Origin of the sequence: Pseudomonas sp. Sample_16 (genome assembly GCF_004307665.1) — a bacterium.
Lineage (GTDB): Bacteria > Pseudomonadota > Gammaproteobacteria > Pseudomonadales > Pseudomonadaceae > Aquipseudomonas.
In genome coordinates, this window is the sequence record NZ_RCOB01000010.1 from 22,483 (window position 1) to 48,077 (window position 25,595).

26 protein-coding genes are annotated in these 25,595 nt (G+C 60.3%); 15 read left to right on the forward strand and 11 right to left on the reverse strand.

Translation table 11 applies throughout. From position 1 onward, the window contains the following. Positions 1-37 precede the first annotated feature (37 nt). From D8U69_RS01335 to D8U69_RS01350, 4 genes are all read right to left on the reverse strand, one after another. Complete coding sequence (locus D8U69_RS01335) at positions 38-355, reverse strand: DUF2388 domain-containing protein (RefSeq protein WP_130904990.1); 318 nt, start codon at positions 353-355, stop codon at positions 38-40. Positions 356-454: 99 nt separating this feature from the next. Next, the gene (locus D8U69_RS01340; RefSeq protein WP_130904989.1) at positions 455-805 is read right to left on the reverse strand and encodes a RidA family protein; all 351 of its coding nucleotides are present in this window, start codon (positions 803-805) and stop codon (positions 455-457) included. Positions 806-833: 28 nt separating this feature from the next. Then, positions 834-2,078, reverse strand: a complete 1,245-nt coding sequence (locus tag D8U69_RS01345; protein ID WP_130906521.1) for an FAD-dependent oxidoreductase — start codon at positions 2,076-2,078, stop codon at positions 834-836. 4 nt (positions 2,079-2,082) lie between these two features. Continuing rightward, the gene (locus D8U69_RS01350; RefSeq protein ID WP_130906522.1) at positions 2,083-3,501 is read right to left on the reverse strand and encodes a PLP-dependent aminotransferase family protein; all 1,419 of its coding nucleotides are present in this window, start codon (positions 3,499-3,501) and stop codon (positions 2,083-2,085) included. A gap of 364 nt (positions 3,502-3,865) precedes the next feature. On the opposite strand from D8U69_RS01350, the gene D8U69_RS01355 reads away from it, so the two are divergent. The 5 genes from D8U69_RS01355 to D8U69_RS01375 all read left to right on the forward strand — a co-directional run bounded on the left by D8U69_RS01355 (position 3,866) and on the right by D8U69_RS01375 (position 8,463). Further along, entirely contained in the window at positions 3,866-5,281 is a 1,416-nt protein-coding gene (locus D8U69_RS01355) for an amino acid permease (protein WP_206663059.1), read from the forward strand. A 90-nt stretch (positions 5,282-5,371) separates the two neighbouring features. Next, the gene (locus D8U69_RS01360; RefSeq protein WP_130904985.1) at positions 5,372-6,337 is read left to right on the forward strand and encodes a transporter substrate-binding domain-containing protein; all 966 of its coding nucleotides are present in this window, start codon (positions 5,372-5,374) and stop codon (positions 6,335-6,337) included. A gap of 16 nt (positions 6,338-6,353) precedes the next feature. After that, positions 6,354-7,130, forward strand: a complete 777-nt coding sequence (locus D8U69_RS01365; RefSeq protein WP_130904984.1) for an amino acid ABC transporter ATP-binding protein — start codon at positions 6,354-6,356, stop codon at positions 7,128-7,130. 3 nt (positions 7,131-7,133) lie between these two features. Further along, positions 7,134-7,814, forward strand: coding sequence for an amino acid ABC transporter permease (locus D8U69_RS01370; protein WP_130904983.1), 681 nt, complete (start codon positions 7,134-7,136; stop codon positions 7,812-7,814). A gap of 1 nt (position 7,815) precedes the next feature. After that, on the forward strand, positions 7,816-8,463 hold the full coding sequence (locus tag D8U69_RS01375; protein WP_130904982.1) for an amino acid ABC transporter permease: 648 nt from the start codon (positions 7,816-7,818) through the stop codon (positions 8,461-8,463). Positions 8,464-8,488: 25 nt separating this feature from the next. Here D8U69_RS01375 and D8U69_RS01380 read toward each other — a convergent pair whose 3' ends face one another. After that, positions 8,489-9,505, reverse strand: coding sequence for a helix-turn-helix domain-containing protein (locus tag D8U69_RS01380; protein WP_130906524.1), 1,017 nt, complete (start codon positions 9,503-9,505; stop codon positions 8,489-8,491). A gap of 258 nt (positions 9,506-9,763) precedes the next feature. Here D8U69_RS01380 and D8U69_RS01385 point away from each other — a divergent pair, with 258 nt between their 5' ends. The 3 genes from D8U69_RS01385 to D8U69_RS01395 all read left to right on the forward strand — a co-directional run bounded on the left by D8U69_RS01385 (position 9,764) and on the right by D8U69_RS01395 (position 13,446). After that, complete coding sequence (locus D8U69_RS01385; protein WP_130906525.1) at positions 9,764-10,702, forward strand: cyclase family protein; 939 nt, start codon at positions 9,764-9,766, stop codon at positions 10,700-10,702. A 158-nt stretch (positions 10,703-10,860) separates the two neighbouring features. Then, on the forward strand, positions 10,861-12,444 hold the full coding sequence (locus D8U69_RS01390) for an aldehyde dehydrogenase (NADP(+)) (RefSeq protein WP_130906526.1): 1,584 nt from the start codon (positions 10,861-10,863) through the stop codon (positions 12,442-12,444). Between the two features lie 72 nt (positions 12,445-12,516). Continuing rightward, on the forward strand, positions 12,517-13,446 hold the full coding sequence (locus tag D8U69_RS01395; protein WP_056856740.1) for a LysR family transcriptional regulator: 930 nt from the start codon (positions 12,517-12,519) through the stop codon (positions 13,444-13,446). On the opposite strand, the gene D8U69_RS01400 is transcribed toward D8U69_RS01395, so the two are convergent. The 3 genes from D8U69_RS01400 to D8U69_RS01410 all read right to left on the reverse strand — a co-directional run bounded on the left by D8U69_RS01400 (position 13,439) and on the right by D8U69_RS01410 (position 16,087). After that, a complete protein-coding gene (locus tag D8U69_RS01400; RefSeq protein WP_130906527.1) occupies positions 13,439-14,422 on the reverse strand; it encodes a cyclase family protein in 984 nt (327 codons plus the stop codon). The two genes, D8U69_RS01395 and D8U69_RS01400, sit on opposite strands and share 8 nt — an antisense overlap. 171 nt (positions 14,423-14,593) lie before the next feature. Beyond that, on the reverse strand, positions 14,594-14,908 hold the full coding sequence (locus D8U69_RS01405) for an NIPSNAP family protein (protein WP_130904978.1): 315 nt from the start codon (positions 14,906-14,908) through the stop codon (positions 14,594-14,596). A gap of 12 nt (positions 14,909-14,920) precedes the next feature. Beyond that, positions 14,921-16,087 (reverse strand): iron-containing alcohol dehydrogenase, encoded by a 1,167-nt coding sequence (locus tag D8U69_RS01410; RefSeq protein WP_130906528.1) that lies wholly within the window; start codon positions 16,085-16,087, stop codon positions 14,921-14,923. 155 nt (positions 16,088-16,242) lie between these two features. Between D8U69_RS01410 and D8U69_RS01415 the strand changes: the two genes are divergently transcribed. The 4 genes from D8U69_RS01415 (at position 16,243) to D8U69_RS01430 (ending at position 20,415) form a co-directional block, all read left to right on the forward strand. Continuing rightward, positions 16,243-17,031 (forward strand): SDR family oxidoreductase, encoded by a 789-nt coding sequence (locus D8U69_RS01415; protein WP_056856736.1) that lies wholly within the window; start codon positions 16,243-16,245, stop codon positions 17,029-17,031. A 266-nt stretch (positions 17,032-17,297) separates the two neighbouring features. After that, a complete protein-coding gene (locus tag D8U69_RS01420) occupies positions 17,298-18,611 on the forward strand; it encodes an MFS transporter (protein ID WP_056856735.1) in 1,314 nt (437 codons plus the stop codon). Between the two features lies 1 nt (position 18,612). Next, positions 18,613-19,734, forward strand: a complete 1,122-nt coding sequence (locus D8U69_RS01425) for an NAD(P)/FAD-dependent oxidoreductase (protein WP_130906529.1) — start codon at positions 18,613-18,615, stop codon at positions 19,732-19,734. Positions 19,735-19,821: 87 nt separating this feature from the next. Next, a complete protein-coding gene (locus D8U69_RS01430; RefSeq protein WP_130906530.1) occupies positions 19,822-20,415 on the forward strand; it encodes a DinB family protein in 594 nt (197 codons plus the stop codon). On the opposite strand, the gene D8U69_RS01435 is transcribed toward D8U69_RS01430, so the two are convergent. The 3 genes from D8U69_RS01435 to D8U69_RS01445 form a co-directional block, all read right to left on the reverse strand. Further along, positions 20,336-21,256, reverse strand: a complete 921-nt coding sequence (locus D8U69_RS01435; RefSeq protein WP_056856732.1) for a LysR family transcriptional regulator — start codon at positions 21,254-21,256, stop codon at positions 20,336-20,338. The two genes, D8U69_RS01430 and D8U69_RS01435, sit on opposite strands and share 80 nt — an antisense overlap. A 167-nt stretch (positions 21,257-21,423) precedes the next feature. After that, complete coding sequence (locus D8U69_RS01440) at positions 21,424-21,786, reverse strand: DUF6124 family protein (RefSeq protein WP_130906531.1); 363 nt, start codon at positions 21,784-21,786, stop codon at positions 21,424-21,426. A gap of 484 nt (positions 21,787-22,270) precedes the next feature. Continuing rightward, positions 22,271-23,164 carry a LysR substrate-binding domain-containing protein gene (locus D8U69_RS01445; RefSeq protein WP_130904969.1) on the reverse strand — a complete coding sequence of 298 codons (894 nt, stop codon included), beginning with the start codon at positions 23,162-23,164 and terminating at the stop codon, positions 22,271-22,273. Positions 23,165-23,279: 115 nt separating this feature from the next. On the opposite strand from D8U69_RS01445, the gene D8U69_RS01450 reads away from it, so the two are divergent. Genes D8U69_RS01450 through D8U69_RS01460 form a run of 3 tightly spaced genes read left to right on the forward strand, consistent with a single transcriptional unit; the run spans position 23,280 to position 25,533 of the window. Next, positions 23,280-24,296 carry an aldo/keto reductase gene (locus D8U69_RS01450; RefSeq protein ID WP_130906532.1) on the forward strand — a complete coding sequence of 339 codons (1,017 nt, stop codon included), beginning with the start codon at positions 23,280-23,282 and terminating at the stop codon, positions 24,294-24,296. Between the two features lie 2 nt (positions 24,297-24,298). Next, complete coding sequence (locus D8U69_RS01455) at positions 24,299-25,096, forward strand: SDR family oxidoreductase (RefSeq protein ID WP_056856727.1); 798 nt, start codon at positions 24,299-24,301, stop codon at positions 25,094-25,096. Between the two features lie 26 nt (positions 25,097-25,122). After that, a complete protein-coding gene (locus tag D8U69_RS01460) occupies positions 25,123-25,533 on the forward strand; it encodes an SRPBCC family protein (RefSeq protein ID WP_130906533.1) in 411 nt (136 codons plus the stop codon). Positions 25,534-25,595 lie beyond the last annotated feature (62 nt).

The following is a 25,595-nucleotide window of genomic DNA, read 5'->3' on the forward strand; positions in this document are numbered from 1 at the left end:
CGGGTGTCACGAGCCCCACCGCTGAGGTTGGTCGTCTTCAGTGATCGGCAGCAACGCCTTGCTGGACAAGAATGGCTCGCGCCAAGTCTTCATCGCTGGCATTGAGACCGGGGTTTTCCTGGCGGATCCGCTGCAACACCTGCTCCAGATAAACGCCACGAATCGCACCGCCACTGGCGACGAAGCTGGACGCGTCGTCACGGGCGGGAATCATCATTTTGTCATCCTTGAACGTCGAGTACAGCGAAGCGGAAACACCGGCCGAAGTGGCAACATCACCTGCATCCACTTTGGCCATGGCAGAGCCGAACGGTAAGCACAGTACAAGGGAAGAAATGATAATCAGACGGCGCATGACGGAGTCCTCAAAGCCTGCATAAAAAGGAAATACCTCACCATTTAGGATGCACGACGGCCGCCGAGAGTTCCCCGTCGATGCGCTTTGAGTTGAATTTCAGCCCTTGGCCGCGCAGACAATCACTTCGACCAGCAGGCTAGGATCAGCCAGTTTTACCTCGCCGCACGCACGGGCCGGGGCATGCCCGGCCGGGACCCAAGCGTCCCACACGGTGTTCATCGCCGCGAAATCCGCCATGTCGGCAAGCCAGATGGTGGTCTGCAACAGTTGTTGCCTCGACGACCCAGCCTGCTCGAGCAGTGCATCTACTCGCGCCAGCGCATCACGGGTCTGGCCGGCAACGTCGTGATGGGGTTCGCCGACTTGCCCAGCCAGATACACGGTATTGCCGTGGATGACGATTTGGCTCATGCGTTGGCTGGTCTGTTTGCGCTCGATGGTTTGCATCCTTGGTTCTCCTGTCGAAAAGTGTTGCTCAGAAGCGTTGAACGGAAAAACTGTCCAGCCATGGTGGCGTCTTGCCGGCGATGCAGTCGGCGACCAGTTGGCCAGTGGCTCCGGCCAGGGTCAGGCCCAGGTGCTGGTGACCGAAGGCGTAGATCAAGCGCGGTTCGTTCGGTGATGGGCCGATGACTGGCAACGAGTCGGGGAGGGAAGGTCGGAACCCCAGCCACCTGCGAGCGACCGGTTGGGTCAGGCCCATGACACGGCGTACGTGTCGCTCCAGGTAGTCGAAGCGTTTTGGATTCGCCGGGTCGTTGATCGAGCCAAGTTCCACTGTGCCCGCAACCCTCAGCCGACCTGCCATGGGTGTCATGTAAAACGCGCTTTCCACCGGGCAAACAGGGCGGTTGAGCAGGGTGTCTTGCAGATCGAATTCGATGTGATAGCCGCGTTCGGTATCCAGCGGAATGTGATCGCCCACCTGGCGTGCCAACGCCGCTGACCAGGCGCCGCCACACAGCACGACGCGGTCGGCTCGCCAACTTTTCCCTTCGGAACTGCCCAGGTACAGGCCGTCACTCTTGCGTTGCACCGTTGTGATCGTTGCCTGGTGTAGCGCGCCTGCGGCGACCAGTGGCGCGGCCAGCGCTTCGATGAAGGCTCGAGGGTCATCCATGTGCGAGGACTCGGGAAACAGAATGCCTCCGATCGCTTTGCCTGCCATCGCAGGTTCCAGTTGTTCGATGTCCGCTGCGTTCAACACTTGCTGTGCAATGCCCAGAGAGCGGCGTAGTTCGATGGCCGCTTGCGCGCCGGCCAAGCCTTGCTCGGTGCCGTAGGCATAGATGCAGCCATTGTGACGCAAATGCTGATCGGCCAGCGGTGCGTCTGCCAGCAGCGGCGCATAGCCGCTATAGGTGTGCTGGAGAATGTTGCTCAGTGCCTGGGTGTTGGTTTCGCAGCGCGAGGTACGACACTCATTGAGAAAGCGCAGCAGCCATGGCATCAACTGTGGCAAGCGTGCCCAGTTGATGACGAAGGGGGATTCCTTCGAGAACAGCAACGATGGAATTGCCTTCAGCAGCGACGGCTGGGCAATCGGCATCACACCATACGGTGCCAGGGTGCCGGCATTGCCGTAGGACGCGCCGCTGGCAACCGCATCGCGCTCCAGCAAGGCAACCTGATAACCCTGGCGTCGCAGCCAGAGTGCCGTGGCAACCCCGACGACGCCGGCACCGACAACGGCGATTTCGCAATGAACGGGTTGTGTCATGTCCTCAGATCCGGTTGTGCATGTGAAGGTGGCCCTGACGCGCCAGTTGGCTGATGACAGTCAAGGCTTTGGTCAACTGCTCCCGTGAGAGGGCTGCAGAGATATTGATGCGCACCGCTTGCGGTGAAAGTTCCGGACGCAAAGTGAAGGCGCCGCCGGCCAGCACCACCACCCCACGGTCCTGGCACAGGCGGGCGAATCGCGAGCCGGTCCAGGGTTCCGGCAGCACTAGCCAGGCGTGGGTGCCGGTGGCGCTGTGCTGGAATTCCAGGCCTTCGAAGTGCGTGGCGAGCAGCGCCTGGCGCAGTCGCAACTCTTCGCGCTGTTCGCAAACCAGTTGCTCAGCATGCCCGTCCTCGATCAGCCGAGTGGCGATCAGTGCACTGAGTGGCGATGTGCTCCAGCAGTCGATACGTTGCATGGCTGCGATGTCCTGCACCAGCGACATCGGGGCCAGGACAAAGCCCATGCGCAATCCCGGGGCGATGCATTTGGACAGAGCCGAAATGTAGATCGTGCGCTCCGGCATCAGCGCCGCGAAAGGTGCTGGTGACTGATCGAGCAGCGGGCGATAAACATCGTCTTCGATAACCAGCAGGCTGGTTTCGCGGATCACGCTCGCCAGTTCTGCCCGGCGCTCGGTATCCAGGGTAATGGCGGTCGGGTTGTGAATCGACGGCACCAGAAACAACAGTCGCGGTTGATGTTCAGTGCAGGCCTGGCGCAGGGCTTCGGGGGACATGCCGCGTTCATCGGCGTCGACCCCAACCAGAATCAGCCCCAGCGAACGGCACAAGGCATTGATGCCTTGATAGGTCACGCTGTCGGCCAGCACGGTATCGCCACTGTTGGTCAAGCTGCGCAAGGTACTGGCGATGCCATGTTGCGCGCCTTCGACGATCAACATCTGCGAAGCCTGGGCCTCGACGCCGGTGTGGCGTAGCCATTGGGCCGCAGCTTCGCGAGCCCACAACGGCCCCTCGGACGGGTGATAGTCCTTCATGTCGCCAAAGCGCGGGTCGCTGGAAAGTCGCGGCAGTAATTGCGCCAATACCCTGTTGAAACCACCGGTTGCCGGGCGATTGACACTCAGGTCGATGGTGCCCGGATCATTGCTGGGTGCCGACTGAAATTGCGCTGCCGGATGGCGTGGTTGCGCGACTTGGGTGCCACGCCCCGGGCGGCTTTCTACCAGGCCTTTTTGCTGCAACACAGCCATGGCTTTGGTCACCGTGGTGATGTTCACCCCCAGTGCACTCGCGAAGTCGCGATGCGGCGGCAGGCGCTCCCCGGGTTTGAGCTTGCCGTTGCCTATCGCTTCGGCCAGTGAATCGGCCAGTTGCGCGTAAAGGGTTTCCGCTTTATCACGCTGCAACGCCGCACTGGCCTTGAGTTCATCCAGCAGTTGTTCGAATTGACTCATGGTGCTTTATCCCTGTTGTCATGCTCTAAGCAGGACAATGAGCAAGTTTGTATTGCTTTTTATCCGATACAAGGCCCATTGACAAGCTAAAAATCCGTGATTAGTGTGTGTATTGTAATGCTTGTCATGCAACACAATAAGAAAATGCTGCCATGCGCAGTTCAATGGGTACGCACATGACTATCGAAACGTTCCAGCCGGGATTGCTCCTGGCGTCCCACCTACATCGACACTCGTGCCTGACATCGGGCTGCACAGAGTATCCGGTGTGTTGTCCCCCTCGCGCAAAGTCTTCGAAGAATTTATCCGGTCGATCGACCCCCTACCGAGCCGCGGAGGTCATCCAATGAAAAACGCTCAGTCAATGAACTCAAATTCGGGCCAGCAGCGCCTCAGTGGCGCCTTGCGCCAGCGCCACATCACCATGATTTCCCTGGGCGGCATCATCGGCGCCGGTTTGTTTGTCGGCAGCAGTGCAACGATTCAGGCGATCGGACCCGCCGCGTTTCTCAGTTATCTCGCTGCCGGCATCGTGGTGATGCTGGTGATGCGCATGCTTGGGGAAATGGCCGTTGCTTTGCCCGGTGTCGGTTCTTTTACCGAGTACGCCCGGATAGGCCTGGGCAATTGGGTCGGGTTCACCAGTGGCTGGTTGTACTGGTACTTTTGGGTGATCGTGGTTGCGGTCGAAGCGGTGGTCGGTGCCAACATCCTGGAACAGTGGATACCACTGCCCGCGTGGGTGATCGGGCTGAGCCTGTTGGCGATCATGACTGCCATCAACTGCCTGTCGGTCAAATCCTATGGCGAGTTCGAGTATTGGTTCGCTTCATTGAAGGTTTTCGCGATCATCGTCTTCATCTTTGTTGTCGGCGCTTACCTGTTCGGTTTTGCTCCGAGCACCAGCGACCTGCTGGGTAACCTGGTGAATGATCGTGGCTTCATGCCTTATGGCGTGAGTGCGATTCTGGCGGGAGTGCCGACGGTTATTTTCGCCGTCGGCGGCGCCGAGATCGCAACGATTGCCGCCGCCGAGTCCGACGACCCGTCGAAGAACGTGGCGAATATGACCCGTTCGGTGATCTTCCGCGTCATCACCTTTTATGTCGGCTCGATTTTCCTGATTGTCTGCGTGGTGCCTTGGGGTCAGATCGTCGCCGGCCATTCACCCTTCGTGGCTGCACTGGAGGTGATGCGCATTCCCGGCGCGGCGATGATCATGCAGGCGGTGGTGCTGGTGGCTGTGCTGTCGGCACTGAACTCCGGGCTTTATGTGTCTTCGCGGATTCTGTTCGGCCTCAGCCAGCGTGGTGATGCGCCAGCAAAACTTTCAGTCCTGACCGGTCGGAAAGTGCCCCGGGCGGCAGTGCTGTTGAGCAGTGTGATCGGCTACATCGCCATCATGGCAGCGATCATTTCTCCGCAAGGCGTGTTCCTTTTTCTGGTCAACGCTTCCGGCGCAGTAATGCTGTTTGTCTACCTGGCGGTGGCGTTGGCGCAGATCAGGGTGCGGCGTCAGGTCGAGGCCACGGCACCGGCGCGACTGACCCTCAAGATGTGGCTGTTTCCATGGCTGTCCTATGCTGTGGTGGCAGTGATTGCGGGTGTTTTGGCCGCCATGGCGTTTCAGGAATCCTTGCGTACACAGTTCCTCGCCAGCCTTGTCAGCCTCGCTGTGGTATCTGCCGCTTACCTGATCCTCAGGCGCCTGCGGCAGCAAGCCCGCCAACCTCACGTCAATGCCATCGACATCCTCGCAAGGGTACCGACCCAGTCATGAATCACAGGGAGCAATCAGCCACGGACGGCGATTGAGCAACAAGGCTTGTAACGGTCAAAAACAATAAATTTGCCTCTATATAGGTGATCTATGTCCGACTTCAAGTTTGATACCCAGGGTTTCTCCCGTCGCAGTTTGCTTAAAGCAACCGGCTACGGTTCATTGGCGGCTGCTTTGGGCTGCGCGATGGGTCCGATGTCGTTTGCATCGGCGGCCGACAAACCTATCAAGACCGTGCGTCCCGGTTATCTCACCGCCGCATGTCTGGGCGACATGCCCCTCGGTGCGCTACGCGAAGGCGTGCCGATTGGCACCGATCTGGAACTGCTCAAACTCATTGCTGATCGTCTCGAACTCAAGCTCGATGTGCTGACCATGGGCTTCCCGGCGGTGGTCGAAGCGGTGAGGTCTGGACGTGCCGACTGGTTCGGCGGCAACTTCGCCTGGAACCCGATGCGTTCGAAGATTCTGCTGCTGACCGACCCGGTGTTTTACACCGGTGCCTACGTGATCATGCGCGATAGTGAGCCGTTCGACACCTCCATCACGGTCAACGATGTGAAAGGGCGCACCATCGGCGCTATCACCGGTTATTTCACCATCCCCGATATGAAGAAAATCGATGGTGTGAAGGAGGTCAAACTTTACGACAACACCGATTCCTGCCTGCGTGACGTGCGCGCCGGGCGCCTGGACTTTGCCGTACTGGATGCGCCGACCATTGACTACATGATTCTTCAGGACCCTAGCCTGAAGCTCAAACAAGTCCCCATGTCTTACGATGAAAGATTCCCCAGCCTGACCGCTAAATTCGAAGCGATCTGGGGCGTTCATCCGCAGAACCAGGACTTGTTCGACGGAGTGAACCAAGGGCTGCGCTGGTTGAAGGCCACGGATCAGATCCGTCCGATCCTCGCCAAGTACGGGATCAAAAACCCCGATTACCTCGAACCTCCCGCCAACAACCCTCGCATCGGCGTGGACCGCGACGAAAAGGGCAATTTGATCGGGCCGTTCGCGCATCCTCCGCGTGATTTCAGTCCGGCCTTTGCCTGAGTCGAGGACGTGAATCATGGCGCAATCAACTCCGCTGGTGCGAATCGAAGGGCTGCACAAATCCTTCGGTAGCCTGGATGTCCTCAAGGGCATTGACCTCAATGTGCAGCAGGGCCAGAAGATCTCACTGATCGGCCCCAGCGGCTCCGGCAAGACCACCTTGCTGCGCTGCGTCAATTACCTGGAAGAGCCAACCAAGGGCGACATTTACATTGATAACGAGCTCATAGGCCAACGACTGGTGGGCACCCGGAAAGTGCCCATGAGCGACAAGGAATTGGCACGCATGCGCGCCGAGATCGGCATGGTATTCCAGCGCTTCAATCTGTTTCCGCATCTGTCGGTGCTGGAGAACATCATCCTTGGCCCGCTCAAGGTGCAACAGCGCAACCGCGCCGAAGCGGTGGAACTGGCCGAGGACTTGCTGAACAAAGTCGGCATGTTTGCCAAGCGCGATGCGTTTCCCGAGCAACTGTCGGGCGGGCAGCAACAACGCATTGCCATCGCCCGAGCGCTGGCGATGAAACCCAAACTTATGCTGTTCGACGAGGCGACCTCGGCACTCGACCCGGAACTGGTTGGAGAGGTTCTGGGGGTTATGCGCAGGCTGGCGGAAGAGGGCATGACCATGATCATCGTGACACATGAAATGAGCTTCGCCGAAAGCGTGTCCGACCAAGTGATCTTCATGGCCGACGGTAACATAGTCGAGCAGGGACCACCCCGGCAGATCTTCCGCGAGAGTCAGGTCGAACGTACCCGTTGCTTCATCCGTGCCGTGCAGGAGCATTGATCGATGTTCGATACAACTGCGCTGCACAAAACCATCGAGATGTTGCCGTACTTCCTGAACGTACTGGGCATCGGTGCCCTGACTACTTTGGGCCTGACCCTGGCGGCCTTTATCGTGGCGGCGTTGCTGGGTTTTTGCCTGGCGCTGATGCGGCTATCCCGCAGCCGCTTCCTGAGCCTGATCGCCAGTGTGTACCTGGAGGTTTTTCGCAACGTACCGATCCTGACCCAACTGTTCATCCTGTATTTCGGGCTGACCTACATCGGCATTACCTTGCCGGCAATCGGCGCGGCGATCATCGGTTTCGGCCTGAACGGCGCGGCGATACTGTCGGAAGTGTTTCGGTCGAGTATCCGCACCATCGACCGCGGTCAAAGTGAAGCGGCGTTTTCGATCGGCATGACCCGGTCGCTGGCGATGCGCCTCATCGTATTGCCGCAAGCGTTCAAGGTCGCGATTCCCGGGATGGCCAACTTCGCCATCGGCTTGCTCAAGGACACGTCCCTGGCATCGGCGGCGGCAGTGCCTGAACTGACATTCAAGGCAAGAATGCTGGTCAGCGAAACCTACCAGACCAATTTGATCTACTTTCTGCTGGCGGTCATCTACCTGGTGTTGAGCCTGGTGCTTTCCCATTGGGCGGCGCGTACCGAGCGCCGCCTCAAAGTCGTCAAGGAGATCTGATATGGGCTATGCCGAGCTGTGGGAAGCCACCCATGTCGAGTTCCTGGCGGCGGCTTGGGCTACGCTGCAATTGGCATTTGGCGCGTTGGTCATTGGTCTTATTGTCGGCTTGCTGGTAGCGCTGGCACGACTGTCGAAGAACCGGCCATTGCGCCGGGCGGCATTGACTTACATCGAGGTATTTCGCGGTACCCCGGCATTGGTGCAGTTGTTCATCGTTTATTTCAGCCTGACGGAAATCGGTGTCCACTTCAGTTCGTTCCAGGCCGCCATGATTGGCCTGGGGCTGAACGCGGCGGCGTACCTGGCGGAGATTTACCGGGCGGGACTGGAGGCGGTACCCAAGGGCCAAGTGGAAGCGGCAAAAGCGATTGGCATGCCGCACTTCAAGATATTGCGTTGGGTCGTGTTGCCCCAGGCTATCCGTATCGTGCTGGCACCGATCGGCAACGTCGCGATCTCGCTGTTGAAGGATACGTCCGTAGCTTCACTGATTGCGGCACCTGACTTGATGCTGAGGGCGCAGGATTTGAGTTCGGTGTATTTCATGCCGCTGGAGATCTACATTCTGGTGGGGGCGATTTACTTTGCTCTGTGTTATCCGTTGTCGCTTGGAGTGCGGTTGCTGGAGCGACGGACGCGGCATTGAGCATGAAACGCTATTGACCTGCCGTTCACCGCGAAAACCGGTTGCGATAGTCCCGTGGCGAAACCCCCAGGTTGCGCTGGAAAGTCAGGCGCATGCGTTCTTCGTCACCAAAGCCGCACAGTCGGGAAATCTGATCGATGTTGCGTTCGGATTCTTCCAGCAGGCGCCTGGCGGCTTCGACCCGCAGCACTTCCACGGCTTTGGCCGGGGTGCGGCCGGTCTTGAGTTTGTAGACCCGGGCGAAGTTGCGCGGACTCATCTGCACTTGTTGGGCGAGCCGGTCGATGGTGAGGTTTTCACCGGCCAGGTTTTGCGTGATCCACAGGTGCAGGTCGTCGAAGGCGGCGCCTTCGCTGGTTTGCGATTGCAGCAGTTGGCTGTACTGGGCCTGACCACCAGGGCGCTTGAGGAACACCACCATTTCCCGCGCCACCAGCAACGCCAGTTCGCGGCCGCAATCTTCTTCCACCAGCGCCAGGGCCAGGTCGATGCCGGCACTGACCCCGGCAGAAGTCCAGACTGAACCCTGCTGGACAAAGATCGCATCGTTGTCGACTTCGATCGACGGATGCCGCTCCTTGAGCATGCCGCACATCGCCCAATGGGTGGCGGCACGACGACCGTCGAGCAATCCGGCTTCAGCCAGCAGGAACGTGCCGCTGCACACCGAGGCCGTGCGTCTGACCTTGGTCGAGGCGACCTTGAGCCACTCGACGACCTCCAGTGAATTGTTCATGGCCGTGATAATCACCGGCGCGCCAGGCACGATCAGCGTGTCGATCGAGTGCTCGGTGAAAGTGCTCAATGGCACAGTGTCGACGGCCAGGCCTTCGGCGGTCTGGATCAGGCCACCGGTGAGGCTGGCAGTTTGCAGTTTGTAACCCGGCAAGTTGCTGCTGTTGAGATAGCGCGAGGCCGCCCAAAATACGGTTTGTGCGCCGGTCAGGTCCAGCAGGCCCATTTCGGGGTAGGCGAGGAAGACGATCAAACGCGGTGAATCGGATTGGATTTCGCGGGTGGCTGGAGGGTTTGCGATGTTCATAGGTTTCTGTATCAGCGAGATGGAATAATCATAATTCGCAAACGTTCTAAGCGTTATCGCAATTGGTCGACTGTCAGGATTTCAGGGTTTTATGTCAATTGACCCACCGGTTCCACTCTAGCACTGCCGACTGTTTGTGCAGATATCGATGCAAGCACTCGTGAAAATCCAGAACAAATGTATTGTCGAGGGCTGGCTGTTTCTGCACAAAACCGCTGAGTACCGTGGGGTCCATCAAAAACAGACAAGGACTCCAACATGCTCAAGCGCCTGGCTTTGCCATTTGCCCTCCTGTTCACCCTCAACGCCGCCCACGCCGCCGAGGGCGAAAAATGGTATCCGTCCAAGTTTGGTGCCAACGATGAAATCGGTGCACTGAACCTGCTTGACGCCGATTCGGTGCTCAACGCTGCCAAGTTGATCAAGACAGGCAAGACTTATCCGCTGGCCGTGCCCATCGACAAGAACCTGCCGGCGTTCCGTCACCGCAGTTTCCACCTGACCAATGTCCAGCCGGGCGAAGCGGGCGGCACCACCATGGGGCCGAACAAATTCACCTTCAACGATGAATTGGTGGTGGGCTGGACCGGTGTCGGCACCCAGCTCAACGGCATCGGCCACATTGGCATCGACAACGTCTACTACAACGGCAATCGCGCGGCGGACTTCGTGACCGTGGAAGGGGTGCAGAAACTCGGTATCGAGAAAGTCCCGCCGATTGTCACCCGTGGTGTGGTGCTGGACATGACCGCAGTCTACGGCCGCGCCATCGTGCCGGAAAAAACCGAATTCACCGTTGCCGATATTCAGAAGGCCCTGCACCTGCAAGGCATCAGCATCGAGAAGGGTGACGTGGTGCTGTTCAACACCGGTTGGCTGGAACTGCTGGGCAAGGACAACGAAAAATTCCTCGCAGTGGAACCGGGCATCGGCATGGCCGCTGCGAAATGGCTGGCGGACAAACAGATCGTCGCTTTCGGTGGTGACACCTGGGCTTCGGAAATCTACCCCGGCACTGATGGCCAGGAGTTCCCGGTCAACCAGTTCATGCTGGCCAAGAACGGCATCTACAACCTGGAACTGATCGACAGCCGTGCGCTGGTCCGGGACAAGGCCTGGACGTTCATGTTCGTACTCGGCCAGCCGCTCTACAAAGGCTCGACCCAGGTCAACATCAACCCGGTAGCGATTCGCTGAGGCGACTGACGGGCCGGGGGATGACAAATGCTCATCCCCCGGCCCGTTGTTGTCATTTGTTCGCCCCTGATCCCGCCCCCTAGAGTGGGCGCTGCGCCGGTCGGCGCATTCCTTCAATTCGAGTGTTCGCCTGCCGAAACCAGGCGAGGGAGTTTTTGATGTCCGATATTCTCGGCCAGCAGTTCATTGACGGGCAACGCAGTGCCCTGGGCCGCGAGACGCTGCACAGTGTCGACGCCAGTAGCGGTCAGGCATTGCCTTATGTTTTTCATCAGGCCACTGAGCAGGAAGTCGCTCTGGCCGTTGTTGCCGCCACCCGTGCCTTTGCTCCGTTTCGTCAATTGCCGCCGGGGCGTCGTGCGGATTTTCTTGAGGCGATCGCCGACGAGATCGATGGGCTGGGCGAGGAGTTCATTGCACTGGTCTGCCGGGAAACGGCGCTGCCCGAAGGCCGGATTCGGGGTGAGCGCGGCCGCACCAGCGGTCAGTTGCGACTGTTTGCACAGGTGCTCAAGCGAGGGGATTTCCTCGGTGCGCGGATTGATCAGGCGTTGCCTGAACGGCTACCTCTGCCGCGAGCGGATATTCGCCAATACCGCATCGGTGTCGGCCCCGTCGCAGTGTTCGGTGCCAGCAATTTCCCCTTGGCCTTTTCCACTGCCGGTGGTGATACCGCGTCGGCGCTGGCCGCCGGGTGCCCGGTCGTGTTCAAGGCCCACAGCGGGCACATGGCAACCGCCGATTGCGTGGCCAGCGCCATCGTTCGCGCTGCGCAGCGCACGGGTATGCCGTCGGGGGTATTCAACATGATTTACGGCGCCGGTGTCGGACAGGCGCTGGTCAAGGCCGAAGGAATCAAGGCCGTGGGGTTTACCGGGTCGCTGAAGGGTGGCCGGGCGTTGTCCGATCTGGCGGCCGCGCGGCCGCAGCCGATACCGGTGTTCGCCGAGATGTCGAGCATCAATCCGGTGATCCTGCTGCCGCACGCCTTGAGCACTCGGGGCGACAAAATCGCCGCAGAGCTGACGGCGTCGGTCAATCTGGGCTGTGGTCAATTCTGCACCAGCCCCGGTCTGATCATTGGCCTGCGTTCAGCGCAGTTCAGCGAGTTTCAGCAACACTTTGCCCAGCACATGGGCGACCAACCGGCCCAGACCATGCTCAATGCCGGAGCGCTGAACAGCTACAGTGCCGGGCTCAAACACCTCGACAGGCATGCCCAGGTCGATCACCTGGCCGGTCAACCGCAAGGCGACCGCCATGCGCAACCGCAGTTGTTCAAGGCCGATGTGCAACTGTTGCTCGAGGGCGATCCGTTGTTGCAGGAAGAGATCTTCGGCCCGGCGACGGTGCTGGTGGAGGTGGACGATTCGCAGCAACTGCGCGCTGTACTCGACAGCCTGCACGGTCAGCTGACCGCCACCCTGATCGCCGAGCCGGCGGACCTTGAGCGCTATAGCGACCTGTTGCCCGTGCTCGAAGACAAGGTCGGACGCTTGCTGCTCAATGGCTACCCGACCGGCGTCGAAGTCAGCGATGCGATGGTCCATGGCGGACCGTACCCGGCGACTTCCGATGCACGCGGAACCTCCGTCGGCAGCCTGGCCATCGATCGCTTCCTGCGCCCGGTCTGCTACCAGAACTATCCTGATGAGTACCTGCCCGAGGCGTTGCAAAACCATAACCCGTTGGGCCTCAATCGTCTGGTCAATGGCCAGTGGAGCAGGGCTTCGCTGATTTGAATACCGGCCCGCGCCGGTATTCGCCGGCGCGGCACTTCACGGATCCGGCCCTTGAAACGAGCACCTACCGACATGGTTCCCTCCCTTGGCAGCATCGCTTCACGTCTGCGTCTGAAACAACTGCGGTTGCTGATCGCGCTGGATGATCGCGGCTCCCTGCACAAGGCCGCCGAGCAGATCTCCATTTCCCAGTCCGGCGCCACCAAGGCCTTGCATGAGGTCGAATCGTTGCTTGGCATGCCGTTGTTCGAGCGTCAGCCCAAAGGTCTTGTGGCCAATGAAATGGGGCGCTGCATGATTCGTTATGCGCGGCTGATCTACAGCGATGTCGAACACTTGCGTGAGGAAATGCTCAGCATCATGCAGGGGCAGGGCGGGCGACTCTCGGTCGGGGTGATCATGGGCGCGGTGCCATTGCTGACCCGAGCCTTGACCGAGCTGCGCCTCAAACAACCGGAGTTGTCCGTTGAACTGGTGGAAAACACCAGTGCGACCTTGCTCGGATTGCTCGATCAGGGTCGGCTGGACCTGGCGATCTGCCGCACCAGTGTCGGCCAGCGCTCGGACGCTTACGACTGCATCGAACTCAGCGAAGAGCCCCTGGCAGTGGTTGCCAGCCAGCGTCATCCACTGGCCAGTGCCCAATCCCTGCAATTATCGCAGCTCAGCGATTACCGCTGGGTGGTCTACCCCAAGGACATGCCCATGCGCCAGGCCCTGGAGCGTGAACTCAATGAGGCGGGGCTGGAAATTCCCCGTTACCCACTGGAAACTTCGTCCACCTTCGCCACCATTTTGCTGGTGCAACAAGATCCAACCTTGCTCGCGGTGATCCCGGTGGAAGTGGCCGAGTTCTGCGAGCAGTTCGAGTTGCTGGTGAAACTGCCGGTGTCGTTGCGCGCCCTGATCGAACCCTATGGGGTGATCAGCCGGGCCGGCGCCGATTTGTCTCCGGCGGCGACCCTGCTGATCAATGAACTCAAGCAGGATCTGGTTACTTGATCACGATCGGGTTCACCGGCGCCCCGGTGCCACCGACGATTTTCAACGGTGCAGCGGTGTAGAGAAACTGCCACTGGCCGTCTGCCGCGCAATCGTCGGCCAGCGCATCGAGCATCGCCACTTCGGTAAAGGTCACGCCTAGGTTGCGCATCAAGGCGTTGTGCAGCGGAATCAACACACCTGAGGTCGGGTCGACCGCCACTTCGTTGGCCATGGTATCGGTGACCAGGTTGGGGATTTCCATCTGGTGAAACCATTCCACCAGCTCGCGGCTGAAGGTCAGGCCCGGCTCGGCGAAATCCTTGTAAAACTCTTGCGGCTCGCGCGCGTAAAACGATCCGATCCAGCCAGTACGGATGATCAGGATGTCGCGCTTGTGGATCTCGATGCACTGAGCTTTCGCGGCGGCCAGCAGGTCGTGGTGATTGAAGGTTTCACCCTTGTCCAGCACCGCTTTGCCGCGATGGCGGGCCATGTCGATCAACACCGCACGGCCGACGATGCCGCGTTCGGCAATCGGCAGGATGCTGGCCTTGTCCATGCCGCCGATGGTGCTCATGGCGTCGTAGCCGTTCCACAGTTTGTTGTCATGCCAGACATGGCCCAGCGCGTCGTATTGGGTCGAGCCTTGCAGGTGCATGAAGATCACGTCGTCGGCATATTCGACGTGACCGTCGAAGTGAGTTTTACCCGCGAGAAAGTGCCCCTTGTCGAGCACGTTGACCCGCATCGATGGACGACGTCCGGGCCACAGCGGCTCACCTTTGGGGTGACCGATTTGCACTTGCAGGGTAAAGGTCTTGCCTTGGCGCACAGTGGCGATACCACGGAGGATCTCGGCGCTTTGCAGGTAGTTCAGGGCGCCGACTTCATCGTCCGGGCCCCACTTGCCCCAGTTGGTCGGCAGGCCTTCGAGCAGGGCTTTAATGTCGGGAGAACGGTCGGCGGCGGTGTTGTTGGTGTTGTGGTCGCACATGGGGTTGTCCTTGGGTTTGGGCAGTTCAACAGTCCACCAAAGTCCCCTGTGGGAGCTGGCTTGCCAGCGATAGCGGTGTGTCAGACAACAACGATGTCGACTGATACTCCCTCATCGCTGGCAAGCCAGCTCCCACAGGTTGTTTGATTGTCTGTCGAGCTCGAACAGGGATTATTTGATCGGTGAGAACTGCGCTGGCATCAGCAGTTTCGATTCCATCTTTTCCAGCATCGGGAAGGCGATCGGCACGAAACCTTCGAGCCAGTCCGGGTCCTGGTACAGCGCGGCGCGTTTCTTGATGCGCTCATCCAGGCTCTCGTAGGCCCAGATGTGGATCACCTGGTTCAGCTCGCCGATTTCGGTGTACCACCAGCCCACCAGCGTGGTGTAGCGGGAGATCACCGGCAGACCGTTGTCCTCGAAGTGTTTGAGGTAGGTCTGCATTTTTCCGATTTGGATCGTGTAGGTGCGCATTTCATAAAACATGCTGTTCGTCTCTCAGGTATGAAGGCCGTGGAAGGCATTGCTGATGATTCGCTCGACGTCGGCAGCGGTCGTCAAACGTGGATTGACCAGCACGTTGCCGCTGCGCATCGAATCGCTGACCATTTGCGGCATGTAGTCCAGGTCCACGCCCAGGTCCTTGATGTTGTCGGGAATGCCGATGGCCTTGTTCAGTGCCATCACGTGCTCCACGACTTTGTGCCCGGCGCGGGCAGGGCTCAGGCCGTCGACGTTTTCGCCCATGGCCAGGGCGATTTCGCGGAACAATTCAGGGCAGGCTGGCAGGTTGTATTCGATGACGTAGGGCAACAGCGTGGCGTTGGCGATGCCATGGGGAATGTTGAACACGCCGCCGAAGGTGTGGGAGATCGCATGCACGTTGCCGAGTTTCGATTGGGCGAACGCCACGCCGGCGAGAAAAGAACCGAGCAACATCTGCTCCCGGGCGTGCAGGTCGGAGCCTGTGAAAAACGCTTTCGGCAGGTATGTGCAGATCATCTTGATCGCTTGCAGCGCCAAAGCCTGGCTGATCGGGTTGGCCTGCTTCGACACGTAGGATTCGATGGCGTGGGTCAGGGCGTCCATGCCGGTGGCGGCGGTGATCGACGGCGGCAGCTTGAGGGTGAGTTCGGCATCGAGAATCGCCAGTTTCGGGAACAGTGCGGGGCTGATGATCACCGTTTTGAACAGGGTCCGGGTGTTGGTGAACACCGTCGATGCCGTGCATTCGCTACCGGTGCCCGAGGTGGTGGGGATGGCGAAAATCGGCAGCGGCGGGTGCAGCAGTTTGTCGTAGCCCTCGTAGTCGAGGATGTTGCCGGGGTTGGTGGCCATGGCCGCGACACCCTTGGCGGTGTCAATGCTGCTGCCGCCACCCACGCCGATCACCGCATCGCACTCGTGGTTCTTCAGGAACCCTACGGCGCGCTCGAGCACATCGGTAGTGGGGTTGGGTTCGACGCCGGCAAACACTTCATAGGCGATTTCACTGGCCGTCAGCGAAGCAAAAAACGCATCCAGCACGCCCGACGCCATCAGTCCATTGTCGGTGACCACCAGCAGTTTCTCTCGGACATGGGGTTTGAGCAGCGCACCGGCCTGACGCACCAGGCCGTTGCCGCTTTTCAAGGTCGTGGGGAAGTAAAACTGGAACGGGTTCATGGGTGTCTCCGGTTTCTTGTTGGTTGCGCAACAGTAATCAGCCGCGTGGGCAGCCGATAATGAAAAGGCTTGATACTGCGATCACCCTTTGTCATCCCCCGGATAGCCGCTGGGCGGTGGTAACTTAGGGCTTTTGAATCGCGAGGAGCATCGACATGGATTTGGGTATTTCGGGGCGCTGGGCGATTGTCTGCGCCGCCAGCAAAGGCTTGGGTCTGGCGTGTGCACGGGCCTTGGCAAAGGAAGGCGTGAACCTGGTGATCAACGCCCGGGGAGATGAAACCTTGCAGGCGGCGGCCGTGCACTTGCGCCAATTGGCACCGGCCATCGAAGTCCGCACCGTGGCCGGGGACATCAGCCAGCCGGGTGTGCGGGCGCAAGTGCTGGCGGCCTGTCCGCAGGTGGATATTCTGGTCAACAACGCCGGTGGCCCACCGCCCGGTGACTTCCGCGACTGGCAGCGCGAAGACTGGCTCAAGGCGCTGGATGCCAACATGCTCACGCCCATCGAGCTGATCAAGGCCTGCGTCGATGGCATGGCCGAGCGCGGTTTCGGGCGCATCGTCAACATCACCTCCGGCGCGGTGAAGGCGCCGATTGATGTGCTGGGGCTGTCCAACGGTGCCCGTAGCGGCCTCACCGGTTTTATCGCCGGGCTGGCGCGTCAGGCGCGATTAGCGGGCAACAACGTCACCGTCAACAATCTGCTGCCCGGGCCATTCGAGACCGAGCGCTTGCACAAGACCCTCAATGCCGCCGCCGAGGCCAACGGCACCAGTGTCGAAAGCGTCGCCGAGCAACGGCGCAAAAACGTTCCCGCCCAGCGCTTCGGCCAACCTGATGAATTCGGCGCGTATTGCGCATTCATTTGCGGTGCGCAATCCGGTTTTCTGACCGGGCAGAACCTGTTACTGGACGGCGGCAGCTATCCGGGGACTTTCTGATCGCTGCTGGGGGATGACATTCGGTGATCCCCCAATCAGATCCCATCATTATTCAGCACGCGGGGGCGTGATTAGAGTGGGGCCGCTTGCCTGAAACCGTCAGTCAAAACGCAATGCCTGCAGGAGTGAGCCTGCTCGCGATAGCGCAAGTGCAATCAACATTGATGTTGGCTCGTACTGCGCCATCGCGAGCAGGCTCGCTCCTGCAGGGAGGGTTGACTGGCAGGCATCAGGCCGCTTGTTTCCACAACAATAAGAGCCCCCACATGAACAATCCAAGTGCCGAAAGCCTGGCGTTGCCAGCCGCGAACGCAACCGAACGCGCCACAAACGTCCGTTGGCGAATCTTCCTCATCATGTTGTTGTTGACCGCCATCAACTACATCGACCGTGCCTCGCTGTCGGTGGCCTTGCCGCTGATTTCCAGTGAATTCCAGATCCCGCCGGCCCTTGAAGGCCTGATGCTCAGTGCGTTTTTCTGGTCCTACGCGTTGATGCAAATTCCCGGCGGCATGCTGCTCGACCGCTTTCACACCCGTCGTGTGATCGTCGTCGCGACTGTTGCCTGGGGTGCATTCCAGGCCCTGGCGGCCGGTGCGCACAACTGGATCACCCTGATGATCACCCGCATGGGGCTCGGTGTCGCCGAGTCGCCAATCATGCCCGCCGGGGCCAAGCTCAACGGCGCCTGGCTGACCCCCAACGAACGCGGGCGCGGCGCAGTGCTGGTCGACGGCGGTGCGCCTTTGGGCAGTGCTTTCGGCGCAATCATCATTGCCGGGCTGATAGGCTGGTTCGATTCCTGGCGCATCGCCTTCGTGATTGCCGGCGTCGGCACCATGCTCGCCGGTGTGCTGGCCTGGAAGTACATCCGCAACCATCCCAGTGAACACCCCGGTGTCAACGCCGCTGAGCTCAAGCACATCACCGAGGGCAACGCCACGGTCAGCCAGCCCGGCGCGGTCACCAGTATCGGCTTCAAGGAACTGCTCAAGGACCGCTCGGTGCTGGCGATGTTCGCCGGTTACTGCTGCATTCTCAGCGTGTTCTATGGTCTGCTGACCTGGATGCCGAGCTATCTGCACCAGACCCACGGCCTGAACATTTCCGGCATGGGCGGCGCGACCTTCCTGATCTTCATGTGCGGTTTTGTCGGCGAACTGGTTGGCGGTTACCTGGGGGATAAATGGAAATCCAGCGGCGCGTCGCCGAACCTGGTGATGCGCAGCATGTTCAGCGGCTCGGCGCTGGTCGCAGCCCTGTGCATGCTCGGCACCGCTTACACCGCTGACGCGACTCAAGCCATTGGCCTGCTCTGTGTGGCGATGTTTTTCATTCGCTGGTGCGGCATGTACTGGTGCATTCCGTCGATCCTCGGCGGCACGTCGAAAACCGGTGTGCTGGCCGGCACCATGAATTTCTGCGGCAACATGGCCGGGGTGATCGTGCCGATCCTGATCGGCTTGATCGTGCAGTTCACCGGCTCGTATTTCCTGGTGCTGATCTTCTTCGTGGTCATGGCCATGCTCCTGGCGATATTCTCCAGCCTGATCGATTACCGCGAGCGAGGGTTGGTTTGACATGAGCGCAGGTCAGGGCAGCGTCGATATCGATTGTGTGGTGGTCGGGGCCGGGGTGGTCGGGCTGGCAGTGGCCAGGGTATTGGCCTTGAGCGGGCGCGAGGTGATCGTGCTCGAGGCTGGCGAGGGCATCGGTACGGGCATCAGTTCGCGCAACTCCGAAGTGATCCACGCCGGCATCTACTACCCCAGCGGCAGCCTCAAGGCGCAGTTGTGCGTGGAGGGCAAGCATCGCCTCTACGCCTATTGCGATGAACGCGGCATCAGCCATCAGCGCCTCGGCAAACTGATCGTCGCCACCGATGACGCGCAGCGTTCGGCCTTGCAGGGGTTACTGGAGCAGGGGCTGCGCAACGGTGTTGATGATCTGCAATGGCTGGACGCCGCTCAGGCGCAGCAGCTTGAGCCAGCTCTGTCCTGCGTCGCCGCGCTGTGGTCGCCGTCCACCGGGATTATCGATTCCCATGGGTTGATGCTGGCATTGCAGGGCGATGTCGAAGCCTGCGGCGGGTCGCTGGCCTTGCACTCGCCGCTGCTGTCGGCACGCTGTATCGACCAGGGGTTTGAACTGCACGTCGGTGGTAGCGAGCCGATGACCCTGAGCTGCCGCGAGTTGATCAATTGCGCCGGTTTGTCTGCGCCTGAAGTGGCGAGCCGTATTGCCGGCCTGCCTGCGCAGCACGTTCCGCCAGCCCGGTTGTGCAAGGGCAGCTATTTCAGCTTCAGTGGCCGCGCGCCATTTAGGCATCTGGTGTATCCGGCACCGGAGAGCGCCGGGTTGGGGGTGCACATGACCCTCGACCTGGGCGGCCAGGCGCGATTCGGGCCGGATGTGGAATGGGTCGATGCGCTGGATTACCGTGTCGACCCCGCACGGGCCGACGGTTTTTATGCGGCAATCCGGCGTTATTGGCCGGGCTTGCCGGATAACAGCCTGCAACCGGCCTACAGCGGCATTCGCCCGAAAATCAGTGGCCCGGGCGAGCCGGCCGCCGACTTTCGCATCAGCGGTCCGGTCGAGCATGGGGTGGCCGGTCTGGTCAATCTGTTCGGCATTGAATCACCGGGCCTCACCAGTTGCCTGGCACTGGCCGAGCGGGTGCTGGATGCGCTGACGCGATAACGGCCGTACCGATGATCAGCGCCTGCGCCACTATGCGTGGTTAGCGCTATCCTTGGGAGATGCGCTATTCGCCATCGGAGAATTTCGATGATCAATGTACGCACTGCCCGCATGCTTGCCGATTACAAACAATGGGCCAACCAACGGCTGTTCGACAATCTGGCGCAACTGCCCCTGGGCGAAGTCGAAAAGGAACGCGCCGGAATCTTCAAGAACATGATTGGCACGCTCAACCACATTTATGTGGTGGATTGTCTTTGGCAGGCTCATCTGGAAGGCCGAGGGCACAGCTTCAAGACGTCCCATGATCTGGTCTATCCGGCATTGCCCGACCTGCGTCTGGCACAACAAAACGTTGATCACTGGTACTGCGACTGGAGCGCCCGACAGTCCGATGCCTCGCTGGACAAACCCATGCGGTTCACCTTTCTCTCCGGTGAAAGCGGCACGATGAGTGCCGGCGCGATGCTCATGCATGTGGTCAACCACGCCAGCTATCATCGGGGCTGGGTGATCCAGATGTACTTTGAAATTCCCGCCATGCCGCCGATGACCGACCTGCCGGTGTACCTGCGCGAGACTGACCCGAACTTCAATTCGCTCAATGCGTCGACGGTGGAGCCGACATGTGTTGCGCAATACGCGAGCGCAACCAACGTTCTGCCGGATCGTTATCGCTGACGCCGTTCCAGACCATCGACAGTTCCGACAAGTTGATATCGAACGGCGGGTCATCGGCCCGCAACTGGTCGCTGCCTTCAATCAGCGCCGCCGCCGCATAATCGGGCACCGAAGCCAGCATGTCGGTGCCTGCCAGCAAGGCCCGCAGGCCGGAAAACTGCGGCACCGCCAATACCACTCGACGCGAACGGCCGATACGCGCCAGGTCATTGTCGATGGCACCGCTCAAGTCCCCAGAGAACGACACCAGCGCATGGGGACGCTCGCAGAATTCATCCAGTGTCAGCGGGCCGGGTCGATTGTCACCACGCAAAACCTTGACGCTCAGGTCGCGCAGTTTCTTGCGCTTGGCATTGGCCGGCAATTCGGTGGTGTAACTGATGCCCACGGAGATTTCACCGCTGGCCAGCATCGACGACATCAACAGGTAATTGACCCGCCGCACCACCACCACAACGTTCTGCGCTTCCTCGCGGATCTGCTTGAGCAGCGGCGGAAACAGGCCAAACTCGGCATCATCGGACAGGCCGATGCGAAACACATCGCGGCTGATGGACGGATCAAAATCCTTGGCCCGGCTCACCGCGCCGGAAATGGTATCCATCGCCGGCTGCAACTCCTTGAGAATCGCCAACGCCCGTGGCGTCGCCTCGAGGATCCGCCCGTTGCGCACCAGCAACGGGTCATCAAACAAATCCCGCAACCGCGCCAGCGCCGCACTGACAGCAGGTTGGCCGAGAAACAGCTTCTCCCCTGCCCGGGTCAGGTTCTTCTCGAACATCAGCGTTTCGAAAATCACCAGAAGGTTCATGTCCACGCGGCGCAGGTCGTTGCGGTTCATGGGGTGGGGCTCGCTGGGGGTGAGGTCTTTTCAGTAAAGCACCAAACCTAGGGGAAAGACGCCGGACCTGTAGGAGTGAGCCTGCTCGCGATAGCGGTGTGTCAGTCACAGGAATGTTGAATGTGCTGACCGCATCGCGAGCAGGCTCGCTCCTACCGGTTCAGCGTTTACTCAGGCGGATCGAGACGATCCAGTGCCCGATTCACCGCCAACTCGCCCAGCATGATGACCTGAGCAATGCCCAGCAGCGTGTTGCGATGCGAGCCTTCCAGAAAACCTGCCAGGTCGTTGGTCATGACGCTGGCCGAGGCCAGTGATTCGCAGGCGTGGGCCAGCAGGGTTTCGGTGTCGATGTCGGGGTTGATGGTGAACATCGTGGTGGGTGCGCGGGGCGTGGCCATGATGTTGGCGGCGGGGTTGAGGTAGTGATTCAGGGCGCGCTCGGCCGCTTCGTGGAATTGCTTGGAATCGGGGCTTTCGTAGGGGGAGGCTGGATCTGATTCTGGCGGGTTGGGGGATGGTTTGATCATTGATAGAACTCCAGTACTAGCAAAATGGGAGCCATCACTTTCGCTACCAAACGAATGGGTGGTGACCATGCACAGGTTGGTAGACCGGAGTACTGGAACCGGCGCCTCCGAAAAGGCCCTGCGCATGGCGACCATAAAAGCAGTTATTGCTTGAAGTGGCGCTACGCGCAGTACTCCGGGCTACCAAACCCGATCGCTGTTTTTTTCAGCGACCGGCTAAGGATAAGGCCCGGACCCAAGGCGCGTAAGCCGGCGGATTCTGGCGTAACCGTAGGCAATGACGCAAGGTGTTGTAGCTTTCATCAAGTTTCGCTGACAGTCGTTAAACATATGCTTTAAACAGATGCCGCCATCGCGAGCAGGCTCGCTCCCACACGGATCTTCAACACGACATCAATCAATTGTAGGAGCACAGCTTGCTGGCGATGGCGCCTTTGAAATCGCCATCGCCAGCAAGCTGTGCTCCTACAGGACGGGTGTGTGATCAGTCGGCCGGGTGTGTCAGGACTTTCCTGAATGTCTCCACCAACGGCCGCAAATTGATCCGGTGCCATGCGGCCCACAGCGGTGTGGTGTAGGCGATCCACGGCACATCCCGCAGCAGCACGCCCGGCGGTGCGTTGCGGCTCAAGCCTTTCTGAATCATCGCGATGCCCAGCCCCGAGGCCACCAAACCCAATGCGGTGAACGGCTCGGTCGCTTGCATGCGAATGTCCGGGGTGAAACCGGCGCGGATGCAGGCGCTGACGAAGTCGTCGTGGCCATTGGCATTCTGCCGATGTTGAACGCCGATCCATTCCTTATCGGCGAGGTCGGCGGCCGTCAGTGTCGATTGCTGCGCCAGCGGATGATCTTCGGGCAAGGCCAGCAGCATCGGATCGTCCAGAACCTGGAAACCCAGCAAGTCCGGGTCGTCATCGGTCGGCGGCTCGCTGACCAGGGCGATATCCAGACTACGCTGACGCAGGCCTTCGAGTTGTTCGGCGGAACTCAGGTTGTACAGCGCGACATGTACGTTCGGCCGGTCGACCCGCAGCACGCGCAGGGCATTGGGCAGCACACCGGCGTGCATGGCGTTTTCGATGTAGCCGATGCACAAGCCGCCTTCTTCGCCGCGCCCCAGGCGCTTGCCCAGGGATTCCAAGCGATTGGCGTGGGTCAGCAGGGCGCGGGTTTCGGCGAGGAACGTCTGGCCGTCGCGGGTCAGGCGGATGCGTTGCTGGCTACGCTCGAACAAGGTCAGGCCCAGGCGCTCTTCGAGCTGGGCGATCTGCCGGCTCAGGGGCGACTGGGAAATATGCAGGCGCTCGGCGGCGCGACCGACGTGTTCTTCTTCGGCGACGGCAACGAAGTAGCGCAATTGGCGGATGTCGATCATGTCAGACCTCTGGGGACTCAAGTGCTGCACATTATGTCTTGGACGGTCCGAACGCCGCAATCTAGGATCTGCTCAACGGTCAAGCACTGGCCACTGAAACGATGAGGATTGAATCATGAGCTTGAAAGATAAACTGCCCGGCGCGCTGGGCTTCGGTACTGCACCACTGGGCAACATGTTCCGCGCCATTGCTGAAGAAGAAGCGCAAGCCACCGTTCACGCCGCCTGGGATGCCGGCGTGCGTTACTTCGACACCGCGCCGTTCTACGGCTCGGGCCTGTCGGAAATCCGCCTCGGCGCTGCACTGTCGCGCTACAACCGCGACGACTATGTGCTCAGCAGCAAGGTCGGCCGGGTGATTCTCGATGAAGTCGAAGACGCTGCGGCCCGCGATCTGGGCGAGAAGAGCGGGGTGTTCGAGCACGGTCGCCCGAACAAGATCGTCAACGACTACAGCGCCGACGCGACCCTGCGCTCCATTGAAGATAGCCTCAAGCGCCTGCAAACCGATCGCCTGGACATCGTCTGGGTGCATGACATCGCTCAGGATTTCTACGGCGATCAATGGTTGGAATACTTCAACCAGGCCCGCACCGGTGCTTTCAAAGTGCTGACCCGCTTGCGCGAAGAAGGCGTAATCAAAGGTTGGGGCCTGGGCGTGAACAAGGTCGAGCCGTGCGAATTGACCCTTGATCTGAGCGAAGCGCAGCCGGACGGTTTTCTGCTGGCGGGTCGCTACACTCTTCTCGACCATGACCGCGCATTGCAACGCTTGATGGACGCCGCCCTGGCACAGAACGTCGAAATCGTGGTCGGCGGCCCTTACAGTTCGGGCATCCTCGCCGGTGGCGCGCACTTCGAGTATCAGAAGGCCAGCCCGGCCATCGTCAGCAAGGTCGAGCAGATCAAGCGTATTGCCGCGGCCCATGGTGTCGACATCAAAGCGGCGGCGTTGCAGTTCTCGTTGGCCAACCCGGCTGTGGCGGCGGTTATTCCAGGTGCCAGCCGACCAGAGCGAATCGCCGAAGATGTGGCCGCGTTGTCGGCGGTGATTCCTGCAGCCTTCTGGCAAGCGATGCGCGACGCAAAACTGGTGTCCGAGCGCGCCCCGTTGCCAATCATTGGAGCCTGAAAATGAAAATCGATTTGAGTGGAAAACTGGCGATTGTCAGCGGCAGCACCGCGGGCATCGGCCTGGGCATCAGCCGGGCGCTGGCCGAATCCGGCGCCACCGTGGTGGTGATCGGCCGCGAGTCGGCCAAGGTCGAGCAGGCTTTGGCAAGCATTCGTCAGAGCGTGCCGAATGCACAGTTGCGCGGGCTGACCGCAGACCTGGGCACCGCCGAAGGCGCCGAGAAACTGTTTGCCGCCGAACCACGTGCCGACATCCTGGTAAACAACCTCGGGATCTTCAACGCGGTGGACTTCTTTGAGACCCCCGACAGCGAGTGGACGCGCTTCTATGAGATCAACGTGATCTCCGGTGTGCGCCTGTCACGGCATTACGTCCCGGACATGGTCAAGCAAGGCTGGGGGCGGGTGATTTTCCTGTCTTCGGAATCCGGGATCGCGATTCCGGCTGACATGCTCAACTATGGCGTGACCAAAAGCGCCAACCTGGCGGTTTCCCACGGCCTGGCCAAACGGCTGGCGGGCACCGGGGTGACGGTGAATGCGATTCTGCCGGGTCCGACGTTGACCGATGGCGTGGAGCTGATGCTCAAGGATGCCATGGCCCAATCCGGTCGCAGCTTGCAGGAGGAAGCCGACGCCTTCGTGCGCACCGCCCGACCAACCTCGATCATCCAGCGCGTGGCGCATGTCGAGGAAGTCGCCAATCTGGTGGCGTACATCGCTTCGCCGTTATCCTCGGCCACCACCGGCGCGGCGCTGCGGGTCGACGGCGGTGTCGTCGACAGCATGGCTATCTGACTTTATTCATTGAGAGAGAGCTTTACATGGCAACTGCATCAGCATTCATCGACATCCCGGCTTCGGCCGATCAGGTCTGGCAATTGATCGGTGGCTTCAACTCGCTACCGGACTGGCTACCGTTCATTCCCCAGAGCGAGCTGAGCGAAGGCGGGCGCGTGCGCAGCCTGCAAACGGCGGACGGCGCAGTAGTGGTCGAGCGCCTGCAAGCGTTCGACAACGCTGCCAGGACTTACAGCTATTCGATTTTGCAGGCACCGTTTCCGGCCACTGACTATCTGGCGACGATCAAGGTCGAAGTGCAAGGGCAGGGCGCGCGGGTGACCTGGTCCGGTCGATTTGAACCGGTGGGTGTGAGTGATGAGGAGGTGGTGGCGTTGTTCACCGGGATTTATCAGGGCGGGCTTGAGGCCCTGCGGGCCAATTACCCGGCTTGACTCGTCGATCGTTCCCACGCTCTGCGTGGGAATGCTTCAAGGGACGCTCCGCGTTCCAGCTT